This window comes from Aliamphritea ceti, assembly GCF_024347215.1.
Taxonomy (GTDB): Bacteria; Pseudomonadota; Gammaproteobacteria; order Pseudomonadales; family Balneatricaceae; genus Amphritea; species Amphritea ceti.
Genome location: NZ_AP025282.1, coordinates 3,511,070 through 3,527,957 on the forward strand (window position 1 = coordinate 3,511,070; position 16,888 = coordinate 3,527,957).

12 protein-coding genes are annotated in these 16,888 nt (G+C 46.8%); 5 read left to right on the top strand and 7 right to left on the bottom strand.

All coding sequences use genetic code 11. The features are described 5' to 3' along the window. Positions 1-102: 102 nt before the first annotated feature. Positions 103-1,593, bottom strand: coding sequence for a CoA-acylating methylmalonate-semialdehyde dehydrogenase (locus tag OCU49_RS16160; protein ID WP_261841585.1), 1,491 nt, complete (start codon positions 1,591-1,593; stop codon positions 103-105). 98 nt (positions 1,594-1,691) lie between these two features. Next, entirely contained in the window at positions 1,692-3,032 is a 1,341-nt protein-coding gene (aptA, locus tag OCU49_RS16165; protein WP_261841586.1) for an omega-aminotransferase AptA, read from the bottom strand. A 146-nt stretch (positions 3,033-3,178) separates the two neighbouring features. Between aptA and OCU49_RS16170 the strand changes: the two genes are divergently transcribed. The 5 genes from OCU49_RS16170 (at position 3,179) to OCU49_RS16190 (ending at position 11,561) form a co-directional block, all read left to right on the top strand. Then, the gene (locus OCU49_RS16170) at positions 3,179-4,105 is read left to right on the top strand and encodes a LysR family transcriptional regulator (protein WP_261841587.1); all 927 of its coding nucleotides are present in this window, start codon (positions 3,179-3,181) and stop codon (positions 4,103-4,105) included. A 94-nt stretch (positions 4,106-4,199) separates the two neighbouring features. Further along, positions 4,200-5,684: an aldehyde dehydrogenase gene (locus tag OCU49_RS16175; RefSeq protein ID WP_261841588.1), complete on the top strand. Its 1,485-nt coding sequence runs from the start codon at positions 4,200-4,202 to the stop codon at positions 5,682-5,684. A 673-nt stretch (positions 5,685-6,357) separates the two neighbouring features. Next, positions 6,358-8,367 (top strand): methyl-accepting chemotaxis protein, encoded by a 2,010-nt coding sequence (locus tag OCU49_RS16180; protein WP_261841589.1) that lies wholly within the window; start codon positions 6,358-6,360, stop codon positions 8,365-8,367. A 621-nt stretch (positions 8,368-8,988) separates the two neighbouring features. After that, the gene (locus OCU49_RS16185) at positions 8,989-10,620 is read left to right on the top strand and encodes a methyl-accepting chemotaxis protein (RefSeq protein WP_261841590.1); all 1,632 of its coding nucleotides are present in this window, start codon (positions 8,989-8,991) and stop codon (positions 10,618-10,620) included. A 251-nt stretch (positions 10,621-10,871) separates the two neighbouring features. Then, positions 10,872-11,561: a pirin family protein gene (locus OCU49_RS16190; RefSeq protein WP_261841591.1), complete on the top strand. Its 690-nt coding sequence runs from the start codon at positions 10,872-10,874 to the stop codon at positions 11,559-11,561. Between the two features lie 22 nt (positions 11,562-11,583). Here OCU49_RS16190 and OCU49_RS16195 read toward each other — a convergent pair whose 3' ends face one another. From OCU49_RS16195 to OCU49_RS16215, 5 genes are all read right to left on the bottom strand, one after another. After that, positions 11,584-13,101 (bottom strand): aldehyde dehydrogenase, encoded by a 1,518-nt coding sequence (locus OCU49_RS16195; protein ID WP_261841592.1) that lies wholly within the window; start codon positions 13,099-13,101, stop codon positions 11,584-11,586. A 105-nt stretch (positions 13,102-13,206) separates the two neighbouring features. Next, a complete protein-coding gene (locus OCU49_RS16200; RefSeq protein ID WP_261841593.1) occupies positions 13,207-13,752 on the bottom strand; it encodes a nitrous oxide reductase accessory protein NosL in 546 nt (181 codons plus the stop codon). A gap of 14 nt (positions 13,753-13,766) precedes the next feature. Next, a complete protein-coding gene (locus OCU49_RS16205; RefSeq protein ID WP_261841594.1) occupies positions 13,767-14,600 on the bottom strand; it encodes an ABC transporter permease in 834 nt (277 codons plus the stop codon). Further along, positions 14,597-15,532: an ABC transporter ATP-binding protein gene (locus OCU49_RS16210; protein ID WP_261841595.1), complete on the bottom strand. Its 936-nt coding sequence runs from the start codon at positions 15,530-15,532 to the stop codon at positions 14,597-14,599. The genes OCU49_RS16205 and OCU49_RS16210 overlap by 4 nt, the downstream gene beginning before the upstream one ends. Continuing rightward, positions 15,529-16,887, bottom strand: coding sequence for a nitrous oxide reductase family maturation protein NosD (locus tag OCU49_RS16215; protein ID WP_261841596.1), 1,359 nt, complete (start codon positions 16,885-16,887; stop codon positions 15,529-15,531). The genes OCU49_RS16210 and OCU49_RS16215 overlap by 4 nt, the downstream gene beginning before the upstream one ends. Between the last annotated feature and the right edge of the window lies 1 nt (position 16,888).

Below are 16,888 nucleotides of genomic sequence, written 5' to 3' on the forward strand. Positions count from 1 at the left end.
TATACCGGACATAAAAAAACGGCACAGACTTTCATCTGTACCGTTATATCTATTGTCAGCGGATCTATAAAATCAAACCTGTGACATTAACTGTTTAACAAATCAACTTGGGAAAGCGAAAGATACGCCTTCACGAACACCGCTGGAAGGCCAGCGCTGAGTGATAGTCTTACGCTTAGTGTAGAAGCGCACTGCGTCTGGACCGTAGGCATGTAAATCACCAAACAATGAACGCTTCCAACCACCGAAACTGTGATAAGAAACAGGTACTGGCAACGGTACGTTAATACCCACCATACCTACTTCAATGTTATCGGAGAAGTAACGCGCTGCTTCACCGTCACGGGTAAATATACAGGTACCGTTTCCGTATTCGTGATCGTTGATCAGCTTCATAGCGGCTTCCATACTGTCGGCACGAACCACCTGCAATACCGGCCCAAAGATCTCTTCCTGGTAGCTCTGCATCTCAGCGGTTACGCCATCGATCAGGGTTGCACCAACGAAGAAACCTTCTGCATAACCTTCAACCTGAGGATTACGGCCATCAACTACGATTTTACAACCATCCTGCTCAGCGCTGTCGATATAACCGACAACTTTTTGCTGATGCTGACGAGTAATAACCGGACCAAAATCATTGCTGCTATCAGTCGCTGCACCCACTTTAAGAGGCTTCATCGCCTCCTGCATTTTTGCAACCAACGCGTCAGCTGCGGCATCGCCAACAGCAACCGCAACAGACAGCGCCATACAACGCTCACCGGAAGAACCGAAAGCAGCACCTAACAGCTGGTTTACTGCGTTATCCATATCAGCATCTGGCATAACAATCGCGTGGTTCTTCGCGCCACCCAAAGCCTGACAACGCTTACCGTTAGCATTAGCTGTGCTGTAAATGTATTCCGCAATCGGTGTGGAACCAACAAAGCTAACTGCCTTGATACGCTGATCTGTCAGTAACACGTCAACCGCTTCTTTATCACCGTTAACAACGTTCATAACGCCGTCTGGAAGGCCTGCTTCCTGCAACAACTGCGCAATGAACAGTGTCGAGCTAGGATCGCGCTCAGATGGTTTCAGGATAAAGGTGTTACCGCAGGCAATCGCCATTGGGTACATCCACAGTGGTACCATCGCAGGGAAGTTAAACGGCGTAATACCGGCAACCACACCCAGCGGCTGGAACTCACTCCAGGAATCAATGCCCGGACCCACATTACGGCTGTGCTCGCCTTTCAGTAATTCAGCGATACCACATGCATATTCAACGTTCTCGATACCGCGCTGTAGTTCGCCGGCAGCGTCATGTGAAATCTTACCGTGCTCATCACCGATCATTTCGCAGATTTTATCCGCATGCTGTTCCAGCAATGCTTTAAAACGGAACATAACCTGCGCACGCTTGCCTGTTGGCGTATTACGCCATGCAGGATAAGCTGCCTGCGCTGCGGCAATCGCTTCTTCAACAGTTTCTTTCGCTGCCAGCGCTACCTGCTTGGTTGCCAGACCTGTTGCCGGGTTAAAAACGTCCTGAGTGCGAGCTGCATCGGTGCGTACTTCACCGTTAATCAGATGTCCTACGATTGTCATTACTGACTCCTAAATTCTGTTTTTCAATTATGCACTGGCCTGCTGCTGGCTATAGCAACAACAGGCCGATTATTATATTTTTTAACGCAGACTGCTGATCAGTCCAGCTCTGCTAATGAGTCGCCCAACGCGTTAATAATGTCATCCATTTCCTGTACTTCAGTGGTGAATGGCAGGCCCAGCTGAATAGTGTCGCCACCGGCACGTACATAGAAGCCTTTCTCCCAGCACTTAAGCATCACTTCAAATGGGCGCACAGCAGGATCACCCGGTGCAGACTCAATCGTGATTGCTCCTGCCAGACCATAGTTGCGAATATCAGTCACATACTTGGCACCTTTCAGGCTGTGCAACAATTCCTGGAACTGAGGAGCAGCAGACTGAACACGGTCAACCAGCTTCTCTTCCACCAGTAAGTCCAGTGCAGCAAGACCTGCAGCACAAGCCACAGGATGGCCTGAATATGTATAACCGTGTGGCAATTCGAGCATATGCTCTTTGCCGCCTTCAGCCATAAATGTATCGTAAATCTCTTGCTTAGCAACCACTGCACCCATAGGTACAACGCCGTTGGTCAATTGCTTAGCAATGGTCAGCATATCCGGTGTTACACCAAACTCTTCAGCACCCGTGTATGAACCCATCCGGCCAAAACCGGTGATAACTTCATCGAAGATCAACAGAATATTGTGCTTGTCACAAATTTCACGCAACTTCTGCAGGTAACCCTTAGGCGGTGGAATAACGCCCGCAGAACCAGCCAATGGCTCAACAATCACCGCGGCGATATTCGACGCATCATGAATGGCGATCTGTGCTTCAAGATCTTCCGCCAGAAAAGCGCCTTCGTCAGGCATGCCTTTCACAAAACGATTTTCTGCCAACATAGTATGTGAGATGTGTGTCGTCTCAACGCCCTGCCCATACAGCGCCCGGTTACCAACTATACCGCCAACACTGATACCACCGAAGTTCACACCGTGGTAACCCTTAGCACGACCGATAAAGCGAGTTTTGCTGGCCATACCTTTTTTGCGCCAGTAAGCACGGGCTATTTTCAGAGCCGTTTCAACCGATTCAGAACCCGAGTCCGTAAAGAAAACCCGGTTCAGACCTTCCGGCATTAACTCAGTGACTTTATGCGCCAGCTGAAAAGCCTTCGGATAACCAAACTGGAAAGCCGGTGAATAATCAATTTCACCCAGCTGCTTGCTGACTGCTTCGGTGATTTTAGGATGACAATGACCGGCACCGCAGGTCCATAATCCAGACAGGCCATCAAAAATCTGGCGGCCATCTGCTGAGGTATAGTAGCGCCCTTCAGCAGATACAATCATCCGCGGGTCTTTTTTGAACTGACGGTTAGCAGTAAAAGGCATCCAGTACGCATCAAGCTGCGCCTGTGAGAGTCCTGCAAGCTTATCGTTGTTGTTGGTCATACAACACTCCGGTTAAAAACGACTCAAATAGTGATGACTTCATTATGGCGATGATGATAGTTTATTAAATTCATATTTTATAAACTTAAGTTAAGTTAATACTTACCTAAAAGATTTACCTACAAATTACTCCTGAAGGCATTGCTATGAGCCAACCCGTTTCACGCCTGCCGAGACAAATCGGCGATGCACATATTCGCTTACTTCGTATCTATAAAGCGGTCATTGAAAACGGCGGATTTGCCGCAGCAGAAGTCGAGCTGAATATCAGCCGTCCGGCGATCAGCCTCGCGATGAATGAGCTGGAAGGCTTACTGGAAATGAAACTCTGCCAGCGGGGCCGTTCAGGTTTCTCGGTTACCGAACAGGGAGAGCAGGTTTATCAGGCGAGCCTGCAACTGCTCAGCAATCTGGAAACCTTTCGTTCCCAGATCAACGCCATCAATACCGAGCTCAAAGGTGAACTGAATATCGGCATTACCGATAATATGGTGACCGTACCTCAGATGCGTATTACCCGGGCACTGGCCAAACTCAAGCAACGTGGACCGGATGTCGTGATCAACATTCGTATGATCCCACCTAACAAAATCGAATCGGCGGTACTGGAAGGCCGTCTCCATGTAGGAGTTGTTCCCGATATTCGTACACTCACCGGCCTCAACTATACGCCCCTATACAATGAGCAATCGTTACTTTACTGCAGTGATGAGCACCCTCTTTATGACATGAAAGACTGGCGCATCACTCCTCAGCAGCTCACTGAAGCAAATACCGTTATTCCAGCTTATCCACAGAGTGTTGAAGCCAGAAGCCAGCATACCGATCTGCAAACCAGTGCCAGCTCCACTGATCGTGAGGGCATCGCATTTCTGATTCTTAGCGGCGAATACCTGGGATTTTTACCGACCCACTTTGCTGCCCGCTGGGTACGTGAAAAACGCATGCGCAGTATTCAGCCACAAAGCCGCTTTTTCTATACAGAGTTTTCCGCAATTACCCGTAAAGGTGCCCGCCCAAATCTGATTCTGGATGCTTATATGGAAGAACTGGAAAAACTCGAAAACAACTAAACCTACCCCGGCCGGGGTATATCTTCAGCCCTTAATTCATTTATTATCCGAAGCATCATTCAATTTTAAAAAAGAATATATGCAAGGTGAATACATGAACTTAGCCGACTGGAACAAGCAGGTTGAACACCTGACCATCCCCTCAAAAGCTTTTATTAATGGCAAAAATATTGCGGCTATGTCGGGTAAAACACTTGCTTGTATCAACCCTTCGAATAACCTTAGCCTTGGTGAAGTATCCGACTGCGGGACTGAGGATGCAGACCTGGCGGTAAACATAGCCCGACAAACCTTTGAGCAGGGCTGCTGGTCTAAACTACCACCAGTTGAACGCAAAAAAATCCTGATTCGCTGGGCAGAATTGCTCGAAGAAAACAGCGAAGAATTAGCGCTACTGGAATGCCTGAACGCAGGCAAGCCAATTTCAGACACGGTGAATGTGGATGTGCCAGGCGCTATAACCACGATTCGCTGGACCGCAGAAGCAGTCGATAAAGTGTATGAACAGATAGCACCAACTAGCGAAGACTGCTTAGCTTTGGTGACCAGGTTACCTCTCGGCGTCATTCTGGCAATTGTTCCCTGGAATTTTCCACTGTCTACCACTGCCTGGAAGCTGGCACCTGCACTGGCAACCGGCAACTCGGTAATCCTGAAGCCAGACCAAAAGACACCATTAACAGCACTGCGTATCGCACAACTGGCAACAGAAGCCGGTTTACCGGACGGCGTACTTAATGTGTTGCCAGGTGACGGACCGGTTCTCGGTCAGCATCTGTGTCTCCACCCGGGTATCGATGGCCAGACCTTCACCGGTTCGACCGCTGTCGGTAAGTTGCTGATGCAATATTCCGGTCAATCCAACCTGAAACGAACCTTTCTGGAACTGGGCGGCAAAAGTGCCAATATTGTTTTTGCGGATGCTAACCTGGAAAAAGCAGCTCAGATGGCCGCAGTAGCCGGTTTTTTTAATTCTGGACAAACCTGTACCGCCGGTACCCGGTTATTAATTGAAGCCTCTATTTACGATGAATTTCTTGAAAAGGTAAAGGCCTATACAGAAGGCTGGCAACCAGGTAACCCACTGGATCCGGATTCCAGCATGGGAGCGATAATTGATCAGCGACAGCTGGATACCATTCAGGGCTATGTAAAAGTTGGTCTTGAAGAAGGTGCCGAACTGCTGACCGGTGGTGAAGCTGTTGATCTGGGTAATGGCGGTTTTTATCATCAGCCAACTATCTTCAAAAATGTGAATAATCAGATGCGTATCGCCCGGGAAGAAATTTTTGGCCCTGTTGTTGCCGCAATTCCATTTGAAAATATGGAAGATGCTATTCAAATAGCCAATGACTCCCCGTACGGCCTTGCAGGCGCAGTCTGGAGCAGCAATATAAACACTGCTCACATAGTAGCAGCAGCCGTTCGGACAGGTACCATGGGCGTGAATAACTACTTCGGCGGTGATGTCACTGTACCATTCGGCGGCTTTAAGGAATCTGGTAATGGCCGGGATAAATCATTGCATGCGATGGATGATTATACCGAGCTGAAAACCACCTGGATTGAATTCGAATAGTAACGGTTCTTCTCTTCAGCTCCCTGATTCAATCCACTACTTCAGCCCGTAGCTAAGCTTAGCTACAGGCTGAAGCACAAATATCCCGATAGCCGTACAGATAAATCCAGCCCTATCAAATAATAGGGATCTATAAATTAAACAGGCTACGAAAATTGTTTATTCATTAACCTTAAAATATAGACAAAAACAAACTGATTAACATATTTTAAAAAACCAGCGAGGCAACATATTAACAACTAAAATTCCTGCTTATTACTCACCGTATTTTTACTTTTTAATCCGCATAATATTTAGTGCTATCACCTTAAATCACTTAGCATCATAAATATAACTCCACGCTAGCGCCTCAATACGCTGCAGACAGCATAACTGTTAACTTTTGATGACAGAGCCATTATTTATTTTTTCTAAAACAACGTATAAGTTTATCTAAAGAGATTTTGTGTTTTTACGACACTAAATTGAATTTATCGTCTTTTTATATGACGACTAACCATTTTGACATGTGATGTTTTTCTTTTCTCAAAACGATCTTTATATACTCGATGCAATATTTTATCGAATCAGGAAAAAGTATTTTCCGTTGTTGATGACGATAATTAAAATCGTGGGGTTAAGGATAAGGCTACGATCAATAAAATAATTTTTGCATAACAGGATTAAAACAATAATGAACTTAACCGTTACGCAACGTATTGGCGGTGGTTTCGCCTTACTGGTTATCTTGCTATTGATTATAAGTGCCTCATCCTATCGTGGTCTCAGTCAGGTAAATCATCAGCTCGAAATCACTAACGATGAAATAACACCTATCATTGTTCGCAGCTCAGCGATGGCTGTGTCACTGCTTTCTTCAAATAAGTCTATGCTGCAGTATCTGGACAGCACTGATACTGAAACCCTGGCACTTTATCAGGACAATTTTGAACAGCAGCGCCAGCAGTATCAGCAGCAACGCGAACAATTACTGAAGTATGCCAAAACCTATCCGGAAGTAAGCAATACTATTAATCAGCTGGACAGTAAAACCGACAGTTATTACTTGTCCGCCGAACAGGCACTAATTGATCATCAGCAATATTTGCAACTAAGCACACAGTTGGAACAGGCTGAACAGGACCTACGCACCGAAATACATTTATTTTTTAATGACATAGAATTACTCATTACTTTCGGTATTTCAGAAACCGAAAAAAGCAGCGGCCGAGAATTGAAAGAAAATCTCAAAGCGGTCGAAGTTGAATTTAACACTCTTCTGAAAACCACGCTTTTAGAACAAATCACACCTATTGAAGAATCTTTTGCGACTGAAGGCTATGGCTATAGTGTTCTGGCGCTCAATACCCGGCTGCAGAAAATGATCGACAGCGGTAATACCATCGCCCCCGATCTGAAGAAATACACAGGTCCTATAGAGCAGGCTGCCAACGATGTTGCAGGACTGACCCAATTACATAAGCAGAAAGTACTTCTCGATGCTGAATTAGCAAATCTTGTCATGCAGTTATCCGAAAGTGCCGACGCCAGCAACCAGGCATTAGAGCAACTGATGCAGGATGCACAAGTACTGGCTGCTCAAGTCGCCGGTGACGCCGAACAGCAAGTAAACATCAACCAGACAACCAACATAGTTATAAGTCTGTTCTCAGTACTGATTGCCATCACGATCGGCGTTTGGGTTAGTCGCAATATCCGTAATTCAATGCGTCGTATTATGAATATCCTCCGCGTTATTGCCGATGGTGATCTGACTCAACGCCTTGCTGTCACATCTAAGGATGAATTTGGTCAGCTTTCTCGCTGGGTTAACGAGCTGGTAGATAAGCAGGAGAATGTCATTCGTCAGATCCATACAGCTGCTAATCAGATCAGTAACTCGGCACAGCAAGCTTCTGATATTGGCCATCGCACCCACAACATGATGAATGATCAGCAAATGCAGACAACTCAGGTAGCAACGGCTATCCATCAGATGTCCGCAACGGTTTCAGAAGTTGCCCAGAGCGCAGAACTGGCTCAGCAGCAGGTTACCGACATTGATACTGCTGCTAACAGCAATCGGGAACTTATGCAGCACAGCATAGAACGGGTCAACGCTCTTGCGGAAGAGCTTGACCGTACCGGACGGGTAATTAACCAGCTTAATGAGGACAGCCTGAATATTGGTCGGATTCTGGAAGTCATTGAAGACATCGCTGGTCAGACGAATTTGTTGGCCCTGAACGCAGCTATTGAAGCCGCCCGGGCCGGAGAACAGGGCCGCGGCTTTGCAGTGGTTGCTGATGAAGTACGTAACCTTGCCAGCCGTACCCAGAATTCCACCCAGGAAATTCAGGTAATGATAGACAAACTTCAGTCCGGCGCGACTGATGCGGTAAAAATTATGGATAGCAGCCGTCAGGAAGCACAATCCAGTGTTGCTCAGACAGTCAAAGCTGGAGACTCCCTGAGCGAAATGGTCCGTCAATTAGGCGAAGTTCGACAAATGTCTATCAGCATCGCCACGGCAGCAGAACAGCAAACCGCTGTGAGCATGGAAATATCTCAGTCCGTTCAGCAAATTGCTGACACTGCTGAATCTGGCTTACAGGACGCTGAAGAAAGTGCTAAGGGGAGCGAAGTGCTTTCCAAACTGGCCATGCAACAACAGCAAATGATCAATCAGTTTAAGCTCAATTAACCTACTCTGCTTCACCGTTATTTTCGCTGAGAAAATAACGGTGACGCTTTGATCGAATTCGCTTCAATTCAGCCATTTAATCGCAATTAATAACCATTATTACTACTAATTATCATTAATATTACTGACCACTTAGTCAAATAAATATTAACTTAACAAATAAACTGCTTCTGAAACTTAACTGAATATTAATTCAAAAAATATTAATTATATTTTTAATGCGGTTTTTTCGCCCTTCAATCATCCACACATTTAAATTCAACCAGCCTCTGAAACAGCGCTTAAAATCACCATCCAAAAACAAAAAAACCTTTATAAAACAGTAACATCTAAGCTAGAACATTAAGCATAACAATGCCGAACAAACGTTTAAACCCTACAAAAAACCCATAACAAACAAGGGCTTGCACCTCGTCAATTTAATCAAACCTATCTCCCAAAATGGGGGCATTCGCTACAGTAGGGCTTCTCAATCAGGAAATCGTAATGCTAGGATTAAATCACTAGGACGAAATAAGTGCTGCTTAGGTTTGGCAATTTAGAACCTCTTCAGATTATCGGCTGGTAGCGCAACGCGTAAGGATACAATTCGTAAACTGATGTACTACGGAATCGTTAGTTATGTTTAAGAATATATCCATTAAATCAAAATTGATTATTATGTCAGGCCTGCCAATTATTGGTCTGATAATCGTTTTAGCGACAGCCCTTTTCGAACTTAAAAGCACCGTCAACGGCTCCGCGCGAATGTACAACGACCGTGTCGTTCCCCTCGAAGATCTCAAAGTAATTGCTGACGACTACGCCGTACTGGTTATAGACGCCGTCAACAAAGCTAACGCCGGCCTGATTCCTGTCAGTCGAGCGGTTTCCGACATTGAAGCCTCTAAAACTGAAATTGCCGAAAAGTGGCAAAAATACATGGCAACAGAACTCACGCCTGAAGAAGCCCGGTTAGCACAGGAGGCCGAGCAACTGTTTACTTCTGCCAACCGTGCAATCGACCGTCTGCTTGGTGACCTGAAAAAATTCTCCGGGGATCCTAAAAACAACCTGTCTCAATTTGACGGACCGCTTTATAAAGATATTGATCCTATCAGTGAAAAAATCACAGAGCTGGTCAACCTCCAGTTACGTGTGGCCAAAGAAGAATACGAAAATATCGAGCATTTATATGAAGAGAGTATTTTATACCTTGGCGGCACCAGCATCCTGATTTCAGCCTTACTACTGTTCTTCTCTATAGGTGTATATCGCTCAGTTGTACTACCGTTACAAAATGCACAAAAAACCATCGAAACAATCGCTGATAAGTCAGACCTGACCTTGGAACTTAAAGTCGAAAACAACGATGAACTGGGCGCAATGTCCACCAGCTTCAATAAAATGTTGTTACAAATGCGCGATATCATCACGCAAATCAGCAGCGCAGCAACACAACTTTCCGGCTCGGCGGGCGGTATGACTGAGGTTAGTACCCGGGCGAACCAGAGTATTGATGCACAGCGCTTAGAAATTGAGCAAGTAGCAACCGCGATGAACGAAATGGTCGCTACTGCACATGAGATCTCACAAAACGCAGAAATGGCTGATAAAGACGCCCAGGACACCAGCGAGCAAGCTGAACAGGGTAACTCAATCGTAGAAGAAGCTATCGGTGCCACTAACGCACTGGTTGAAGATGTTGTTACCGTTTCTGAACACATTCGCACCCTGGAATCTGACAGCGAGAGCATAGGTTCAATTGTTGATGTGATAAAAGAAATTGCTGAACAAACCAACCTGCTGGCACTGAACGCGGCGATTGAGGCTGCCCGGGCCGGTGATCAGGGTCGAGGGTTTGCCGTGGTTGCTGATGAAGTACGTACCCTGGCACAACGTACGCAGCTCTCCACTCAGGAAATACAAAACGCAATTGAACGTTTACAAACCGGCACGATGAACGCAGTAAACGCAATGTCTGATGGCCAGGAAAAAGCAAAAAATGCAGGTGATAAAGCAGCAGAAGCCGGCGATGCGCTTAAAGCAATCTCTGTTGCTGTACGTAACATTACCAACATGAATACTCAGATCGCCAGCGCATCCAGCGAACAAACCAGTGTCTCTGAAGAAATTGACCGTTCTTTAGTCACTATTCAGGATACATCTAACGCATCCAGTGAAGGTGCTCTTGAAATCGCCCGCTCCAGTGAAGAACTCTCTGCTCTGGCAGCTAACTTACAGGACACCGTTAGCCGCTTCCGACTCGGCTGATCATCTTTTAGCTACACATCAGATCTGCCGGCTATACGCCGGCAGTTTTGTTTTCATTTCACGTTACTGTTTTCACAACTAGGGACGAGCGATCTTTTCAATAGTTCCTTTTCAGTTACTAATGTTCAAAACGGTCAGGCAAATACAGGCCCTAGCTGGCTTTATCAAAAACAAGCAGTTAGGATAATTTTTAAGCAATACGAATAAAACTAAGGCGGATCGACAAAACACACTCACAGAAGAGAACAGAGATGATCAGGATCAGACGCTCGAACGATCGGGGTTTTGCACACTATGGCTGGTTGGAAAGCCACTATTGTTTCTCTTTTGCCAGCTACTTTGATCCTGACTTTATGGGCCTTGCTAACCTACGTGCCTGTAATGAAGATTCTCTGCACCCCGGTGCCAGCATCGACCCCTGCCAGTTTCAGCAAACCGAAGTCTTCAGCCTGATACTTGAAGGTCAGGCACAGTTTCATGACTCCCTTGGCCGCAAAGGCATGTTTAAAAGCCCTGGCGGGGCATTGCTGCTCAGTGCAGCCGATGAAATTGACTTCAACCTAACCAACAACGGTGCCGGCAAAACTCTGCGAATGCTGCAACTGTGGTTCACCCCCAACGCCGGCTTGCAACTTCAGGCAAACCTCCAGCAAGCAAAACTTTCGCCTTCCAACGGTACACTGCTGGTCGCTTCACCGGATGGCCGTGACGGCTCAATGCTGCTGCAACAGAACATCTGTATATATCGTCTGAAGCTGGGTAAAACAGCCTGTGGGTTACCGGCAGAAAAGCATGGCTTTTTGCAACTGTTAAAAGGTGAGCTGGAAATTAACGGATCGCTGATGTCACCGGGAGATGCGGCTCTGATCAGTGATGAAGCAATGCTGTCTATCCGCACTGCCCCACGCACTGAAGCCCTGTATATAACAATGTCCGGATAATAATCAGACAAGGTCTAGCAATCTAGCTCAAATCAATCCACACAGTTTTATATTCAACATACTTATCCATCGCATGAATCGACTTATCCCTGCCAAAACCGGACTGTTTAAAGCCGCCAACTGGTGATGAAATATCACCGTGATCATGACAATTGATCCAGATAACGCCGGCTTTAATATCATGAGCTGCCTGCTCCATACGCTTCATATCTCTGGTCCAGACCGCAGCACCTAAACCATAAACCGTTGCGTTTGCCACAGCGATCGCTTGTTCAAGTGAATCCACCGGAATGACCGATAAAACAGGCCCAAAGATTTCTTCACTGGCAATGCGCATATCTGCACTGACGTTATCAAAGATAGTTGCCTGCAAATAACACTGACAATCATCTCCTGCTTCCTGCTCTCCACCACAGACCAGCTTTGCACCGGCTTCATTTCCTGCCTGAATATATCGCAGGACATTAGCGGTATGCCGTGCATCAACCAGGCAACTGAACTCAGTTGCCGGATCAAGAGGATCCGCCGGTTTGATTTTCTCAGCTAAAATTCTGACTTTATCCATCAGCGGCTGATGAACTTTACGATCAACAATCAGCCGTGAACCGGCATTACATATCTGCCCCTGATTCGAGAAAGCACCTAATACAATCGCTGCGGCGGCTTTGTCCAAATCTTCAACGTCATCCAGAACGATATTAGGCGTTTTACCACCGCACTCCAGTGCCACCCGTTTCAGATTCGACTGACCTGCATACTGCATATATAAGCCACCGACTCTGCTTGATCCGGTAAAGGCAAGTGCATCAACATCCATATGCAGCCCCAACGCTTTACCGGCAACATCTCCCATCCCGGGAACAACATTAAATACACCAGAAGGAACCCCAGCTTTATGCGCCAGTTCGGCCATACGAATAGCAGTAAGCGAAGACTGTTCTGCCGGTTTAAGCACAACGGAATTACCAGCAGCCAGAGCTGGCGCTGCTTTCCAGCACGCGATCATTAGCGGATAATTCCAGGGAACGATAGCCGCCACCACACCAACAGGCACCCGATGAATCCGGGTTAAGGCATTAGGTTGAGTAGGGGCAATTTCGTCGTAGAGTTTGTCTGCCAGCTCGGCGTACCAGTTTACGCATTCCACAGCACCAGGAAGATTCATAGTGCTGCTATCTCTGATGGTCATGCCCATATCCAGGCTTTCCAGCAACGCTAATTCGTCAGCATGTGCTTCCAGCTCATCGGCAAAGGCCTGCAGAATTTTCTTACGCTGCTTAGGCATAAGACCAGACCAGACACCTGCGTCAAAAGCTTGCCGCGCTGTGGCCACTGCTTTATCAACATCCTCTGCGTCGCAGGCGGCGATGCGGGTAAGCAGCTGACCATTTCTCGGTGAGATACAGTCGAAAGTTGCACCGCTGGCAGCATCACAAAACTCACCATCAATAAAAGCCTGGTTTGCCAGCCCATTGCTGATCAGTTGTTCAGCGCTGTCCTGCCAGGACTGATAAGTAGATATCTGCTCACTTGCGGCCATGCCGTGCTTCCTTTTGAAAATACAAATTCGCGCTGATTATAGGTCAGTCACGAAGGAAGCTCTAATATCCAGATGCTCTTAAGTTAGATACGACAAAAGCATACCTCAGTGGCCACGTGTCATGTCCACCAGCACTTGCAAATCAATCTGTTCAAAGCCAAGTATTTCACCGCCTTCGGCATCAGCAAATGCCTGAGCATCCTCTTGGCGGGCAAAACTCGCCAAAGTAGCCCCCATAGCTCCCTGTTTAGAATGCCCTATGACATACCAGGCCTCACGGGCATCCACATAGGTTTCTTCATCCGGGTGGTCCCAGGGCGTGACGGCCATATCATGTACAAAAGCCTGCTTCACGTTATGGCTATTTTCCGGGTCCACAATAAACGCAAACATATCCCGGGTTGAACAGAACTTCAGGTTACCTTCAATGCCCTTGCTGAACAGCTGGCCTTTCGGCCCCGGGTAATTGGTAATGATCATGCCGCATAAGTGGCACTCTTCACCGCTCTCTATTGCCACTGCCTGCTGAACCATTGCAGCCTGTTCATCTTCAGTACAACCTGCTAACAAACCCACAGACAACAGCAGCATCAATAGTGTTTTGATAATTTGGGTTTTAACCAGAGATATTTCATTCAAAACGAATTTCATCACAGCCTCCTGGCTCACAAACCACGGCGGTTAAAAATGTACATAGCCAGGCTGGCAGGCATCACCAGCCAGGCCACTAACCCTGCCAGTAATCCATACAGTGAAAACTGAGTTTGCTGTGCAATAGCCATCAGACCGGTCAGGTTCTGATCGGCAAAATAAGTAATGTTAACCAGTCTGAAAATATCTGTCGGATTCAGCAACAACATATATGGAAACAAATTAGCGTCGACATTACCCTCAGTAGAGACCAGTAAGCCCAGTAACCCCAGATCAAATACTAAGACGAAAATAAACCAGATAATCAGCGCGATACCCGCCGCTTTAGATTTTTCTGCAACACTGGCACTGATCACATACGCAATAGCGATAAATATCCAGCCCAGCAACATCGCAGATAAAATAAATACTGTGTAAGGCATCAATAAATCGCTCCATGACGTGCTGGCTGAAAATAAGCCAATCATCAGCGCCGAAGAGCCGAAACCAATCAGGGTTGAAAACGCCATTATCGCGCCCTGCCCTAGCATCTTACCTAATAAAAGCTGAGTTCTTGAAAGCGGATAGGTCATCAGTAGTAGCAAAGTGCCACTTTCATCTTCACCAACAATGCCATCGTACGACAGCATCAGAGCAATTAGCGGAATAATGAAAACCGCAAGGCTTGCCAGGCTCACAATAGTCGTCGACAAAGAAGTAAAACCTACCTTACCCGCGGCTGCTGCGCCGAAGTAAGCAAGCCCGATAGCCAATACGGCAAAAATAATACAGATCGACAAAACCCAGCGGTTTCGTAAACCGTCGCGGAATTCCTTGCCCGCAACTGTCAATAATGGATTAAGCATCATAACGCAGCCTCCTCATCACAATGGCGCTGAATAAAGTGGGTATACAGGTCTTCCAGTGAAGGTAACTGCACATCAATATTTTCTACGCCGGATAAACTTGCCAGCGTACGCAGGGTCTGCATTTTTTCCTGCATAGGTACTGCCATACGCATACCTGAGCTGTCACAGCGGGCCAGCAAACGCAAATCCTCAGGTAACACTTCTGACTGCCCCTGTAACTGAAACACCGCCGGTAGGTTTGCCTGACTGCGTAACTGTTCAATGCTGCCACTGGCAAGTACTTCGCCCTGCCCCAAAATTAATGCCCGGTCGATATATTTCTCCACTCCTGGCAGTACATGTGAGCACAACACCACAGTGCAACCCTGATGCTTTAAATGATCAATGCTGTGGTAAAAGTCCTGGGTGGCAATAGGATCTAAACCAACGGTCGGTTCATCCAGTAACAGCAGCCGTGGACTCCCCAGCAAAGCCTGAGCTAATCCCAAACGCTGACGCATACCTTTTGAATAGGTTTTCACCCGCCTGCCTGAAGCATCTTTTAAACCAACCTGTGCCAGAAGCTCCAGGCACTCTTTACGGCAGGATTTACGCGCAAAGCCCTTTAATCGGGCAAAATATTCGAGTACTTCCTGACCTGTAAGCTGGTCATAAAAGCTGACATTTTCCTGCAGGAACCCTAGCTTGCCACGTAACTCACGGGCACCGGATTGAGTAGGATCCTTACCAAATACACTGACACTGCCAGATGTCGCTTCAATTAAACCCAGAATCAGTTTAATAATGGTGGTCTTACCTGCACCGTTATGGCCAAACAGTCCGAAGACTTCACCCGCCTGTAAATTCAGGCTCAGGCTCTGCAAAGCATTGACGCCCAGATACTTCTTTTCAACTTCTATTAATTCAACGATATTCTCTGTACTACTCATCATTCTGTACCTGCCTGTATCTGGATTGCCAGAGAGCTGTCTTCATCTGTAGCCTGCATTCCAGCCTGTTTCTGTGGCCGTTCAGCCATTAATGGCTGACTATCCACTACACCTGGCCCTTTAAGCACTGGAAATTGTCGCTGTACCCAGCGCAGGGTCTCAATAGCAGGACTGTTAAGCAGCAATTTGGCAGCCGGAAACTTCCACAATAAACGGTCAACACTGTCATTCGGTTCGTATTCGATATCCCCAACGCCATCGCCATTCATATCCCAGCCCAGATAATCACTCCAGTAATTACCCGCCCAGTCCTGAGTACGGGTTGAAACATATTTCACCTGAGTTTTGTTATTCACAAAGGCATTGCCCACTAGCGTGTTATCTTCAGAAGCTGCAGTGAGGTGAATGCCAATATCGCTATCGGCAAAACGGTTGTCGGTAAATTCATTAAATAGTGAGTTGTAGATAAATAGCGCTTTACCTTCCAGACCTGCTCGCCTGGCTGCATTAGTGCCAGTTTTCTGCATATGAGGATTGTGGCGATTCTGAATACCGCGGATATCATTATTGCGCAGTGTTGAATTCGTGATGTAGTTCATCAAAATGCCGTAATTGACGTCATTGACGGAACGGTTATTCAACACTGTCAGATATTTTGACTGCATCAGCGCATAACCTGTCCGGGTATTTTCAGTCAGATTGTCTTGCAGCAAATTATTGTAGGAATACATGTAATGCACGCCATAGCGAAGGTCGTGCAGATAATTACCCACCAGCTCATTACCATTACTGGTGTCGATATAAATGCCGTCGCGGGTTTCCCAAACCTCATTCCCCTTTACCAGCGCCTGGCTGACATTGAATAAATGGATCCCGTTACCACGATCGGAGGCACGTAATTCGAGATTACCACGTACCTTATTATTCAAAATCCGGGCTTGCTGGGTGGCATCAACCCAGATACCAAAACCACCGCCATAAAGGCTGTTATTCTCTATACGGCTTCCGGTGGCTGACGTTGCCAGTAAGATACCGGCATCCTGATTGGTCAGATCTTCACCCCAGTTAATAATCCGTAGATCATGAACATAACTTTTTTCAGCTTCAACCTGTAATGCATGCCCTTTACCGGCAGCATCAATGACAGCTCCCTTCTGAGCAGTCAGTTCTATCGTCTGTCGAACAACAAAGTTTCCCCGGTATTCACCTTCGCCTAATACCAGAGTGTCACCTGCCTGGCTGCGATCCAGCACCAGCTGCAGGTCATCTTGCGGAGTTAACTGAATCACAGCCGCACTGGTTACGCTGCTGGTCAGCAGTGCCAGCAGGCCAAAAATCCTTCCAGTCAGATTCAGCATC

What these genes read in the sequence shown, in the direction of transcription:
- OCU49_RS16160 (WP_261841585.1), bottom strand. Translation starts at nt 1,593, where the DNA reads ATGACAATCGTAGGACATCTGATTAACGGTGAAGTACGCACCGATGCA.
- aptA (WP_261841586.1), bottom strand. Translation starts at nt 3,032, where the DNA reads ATGACCAACAACAACGATAAGCTTGCAGGACTCTCACAGGCGCAGCTT.
- OCU49_RS16170 (WP_261841587.1), top strand. Translation starts at nt 3,179, where the DNA reads ATGAGCCAACCCGTTTCACGCCTGCCGAGACAAATCGGCGATGCACAT.
- OCU49_RS16175 (WP_261841588.1), top strand. Translation starts at nt 4,200, where the DNA reads ATGAACTTAGCCGACTGGAACAAGCAGGTTGAACACCTGACCATCCCC.
- OCU49_RS16180 (WP_261841589.1), top strand. Translation starts at nt 6,358, where the DNA reads ATGAACTTAACCGTTACGCAACGTATTGGCGGTGGTTTCGCCTTACTG.
- OCU49_RS16185 (WP_261841590.1), top strand. Translation starts at nt 8,989, where the DNA reads ATGTTTAAGAATATATCCATTAAATCAAAATTGATTATTATGTCAGGC.
- OCU49_RS16190 (WP_261841591.1), top strand. Translation starts at nt 10,872, where the DNA reads ATGATCAGGATCAGACGCTCGAACGATCGGGGTTTTGCACACTATGGC.
- OCU49_RS16195 (WP_261841592.1), bottom strand. Translation starts at nt 13,101, where the DNA reads ATGGCCGCAAGTGAGCAGATATCTACTTATCAGTCCTGGCAGGACAGC.
- OCU49_RS16200 (WP_261841593.1), bottom strand. Translation starts at nt 13,752, where the DNA reads ATGAAATTCGTTTTGAATGAAATATCTCTGGTTAAAACCCAAATTATC.
- OCU49_RS16205 (WP_261841594.1), bottom strand. Translation starts at nt 14,600, where the DNA reads ATGATGCTTAATCCATTATTGACAGTTGCGGGCAAGGAATTCCGCGAC.
- OCU49_RS16210 (WP_261841595.1), bottom strand. Translation starts at nt 15,532, where the DNA reads ATGATGAGTAGTACAGAGAATATCGTTGAATTAATAGAAGTTGAAAAG.
- OCU49_RS16215 (WP_261841596.1), bottom strand. Translation starts at nt 16,887, where the DNA reads ATGCTGAATCTGACTGGAAGGATTTTTGGCCTGCTGGCACTGCTGACC.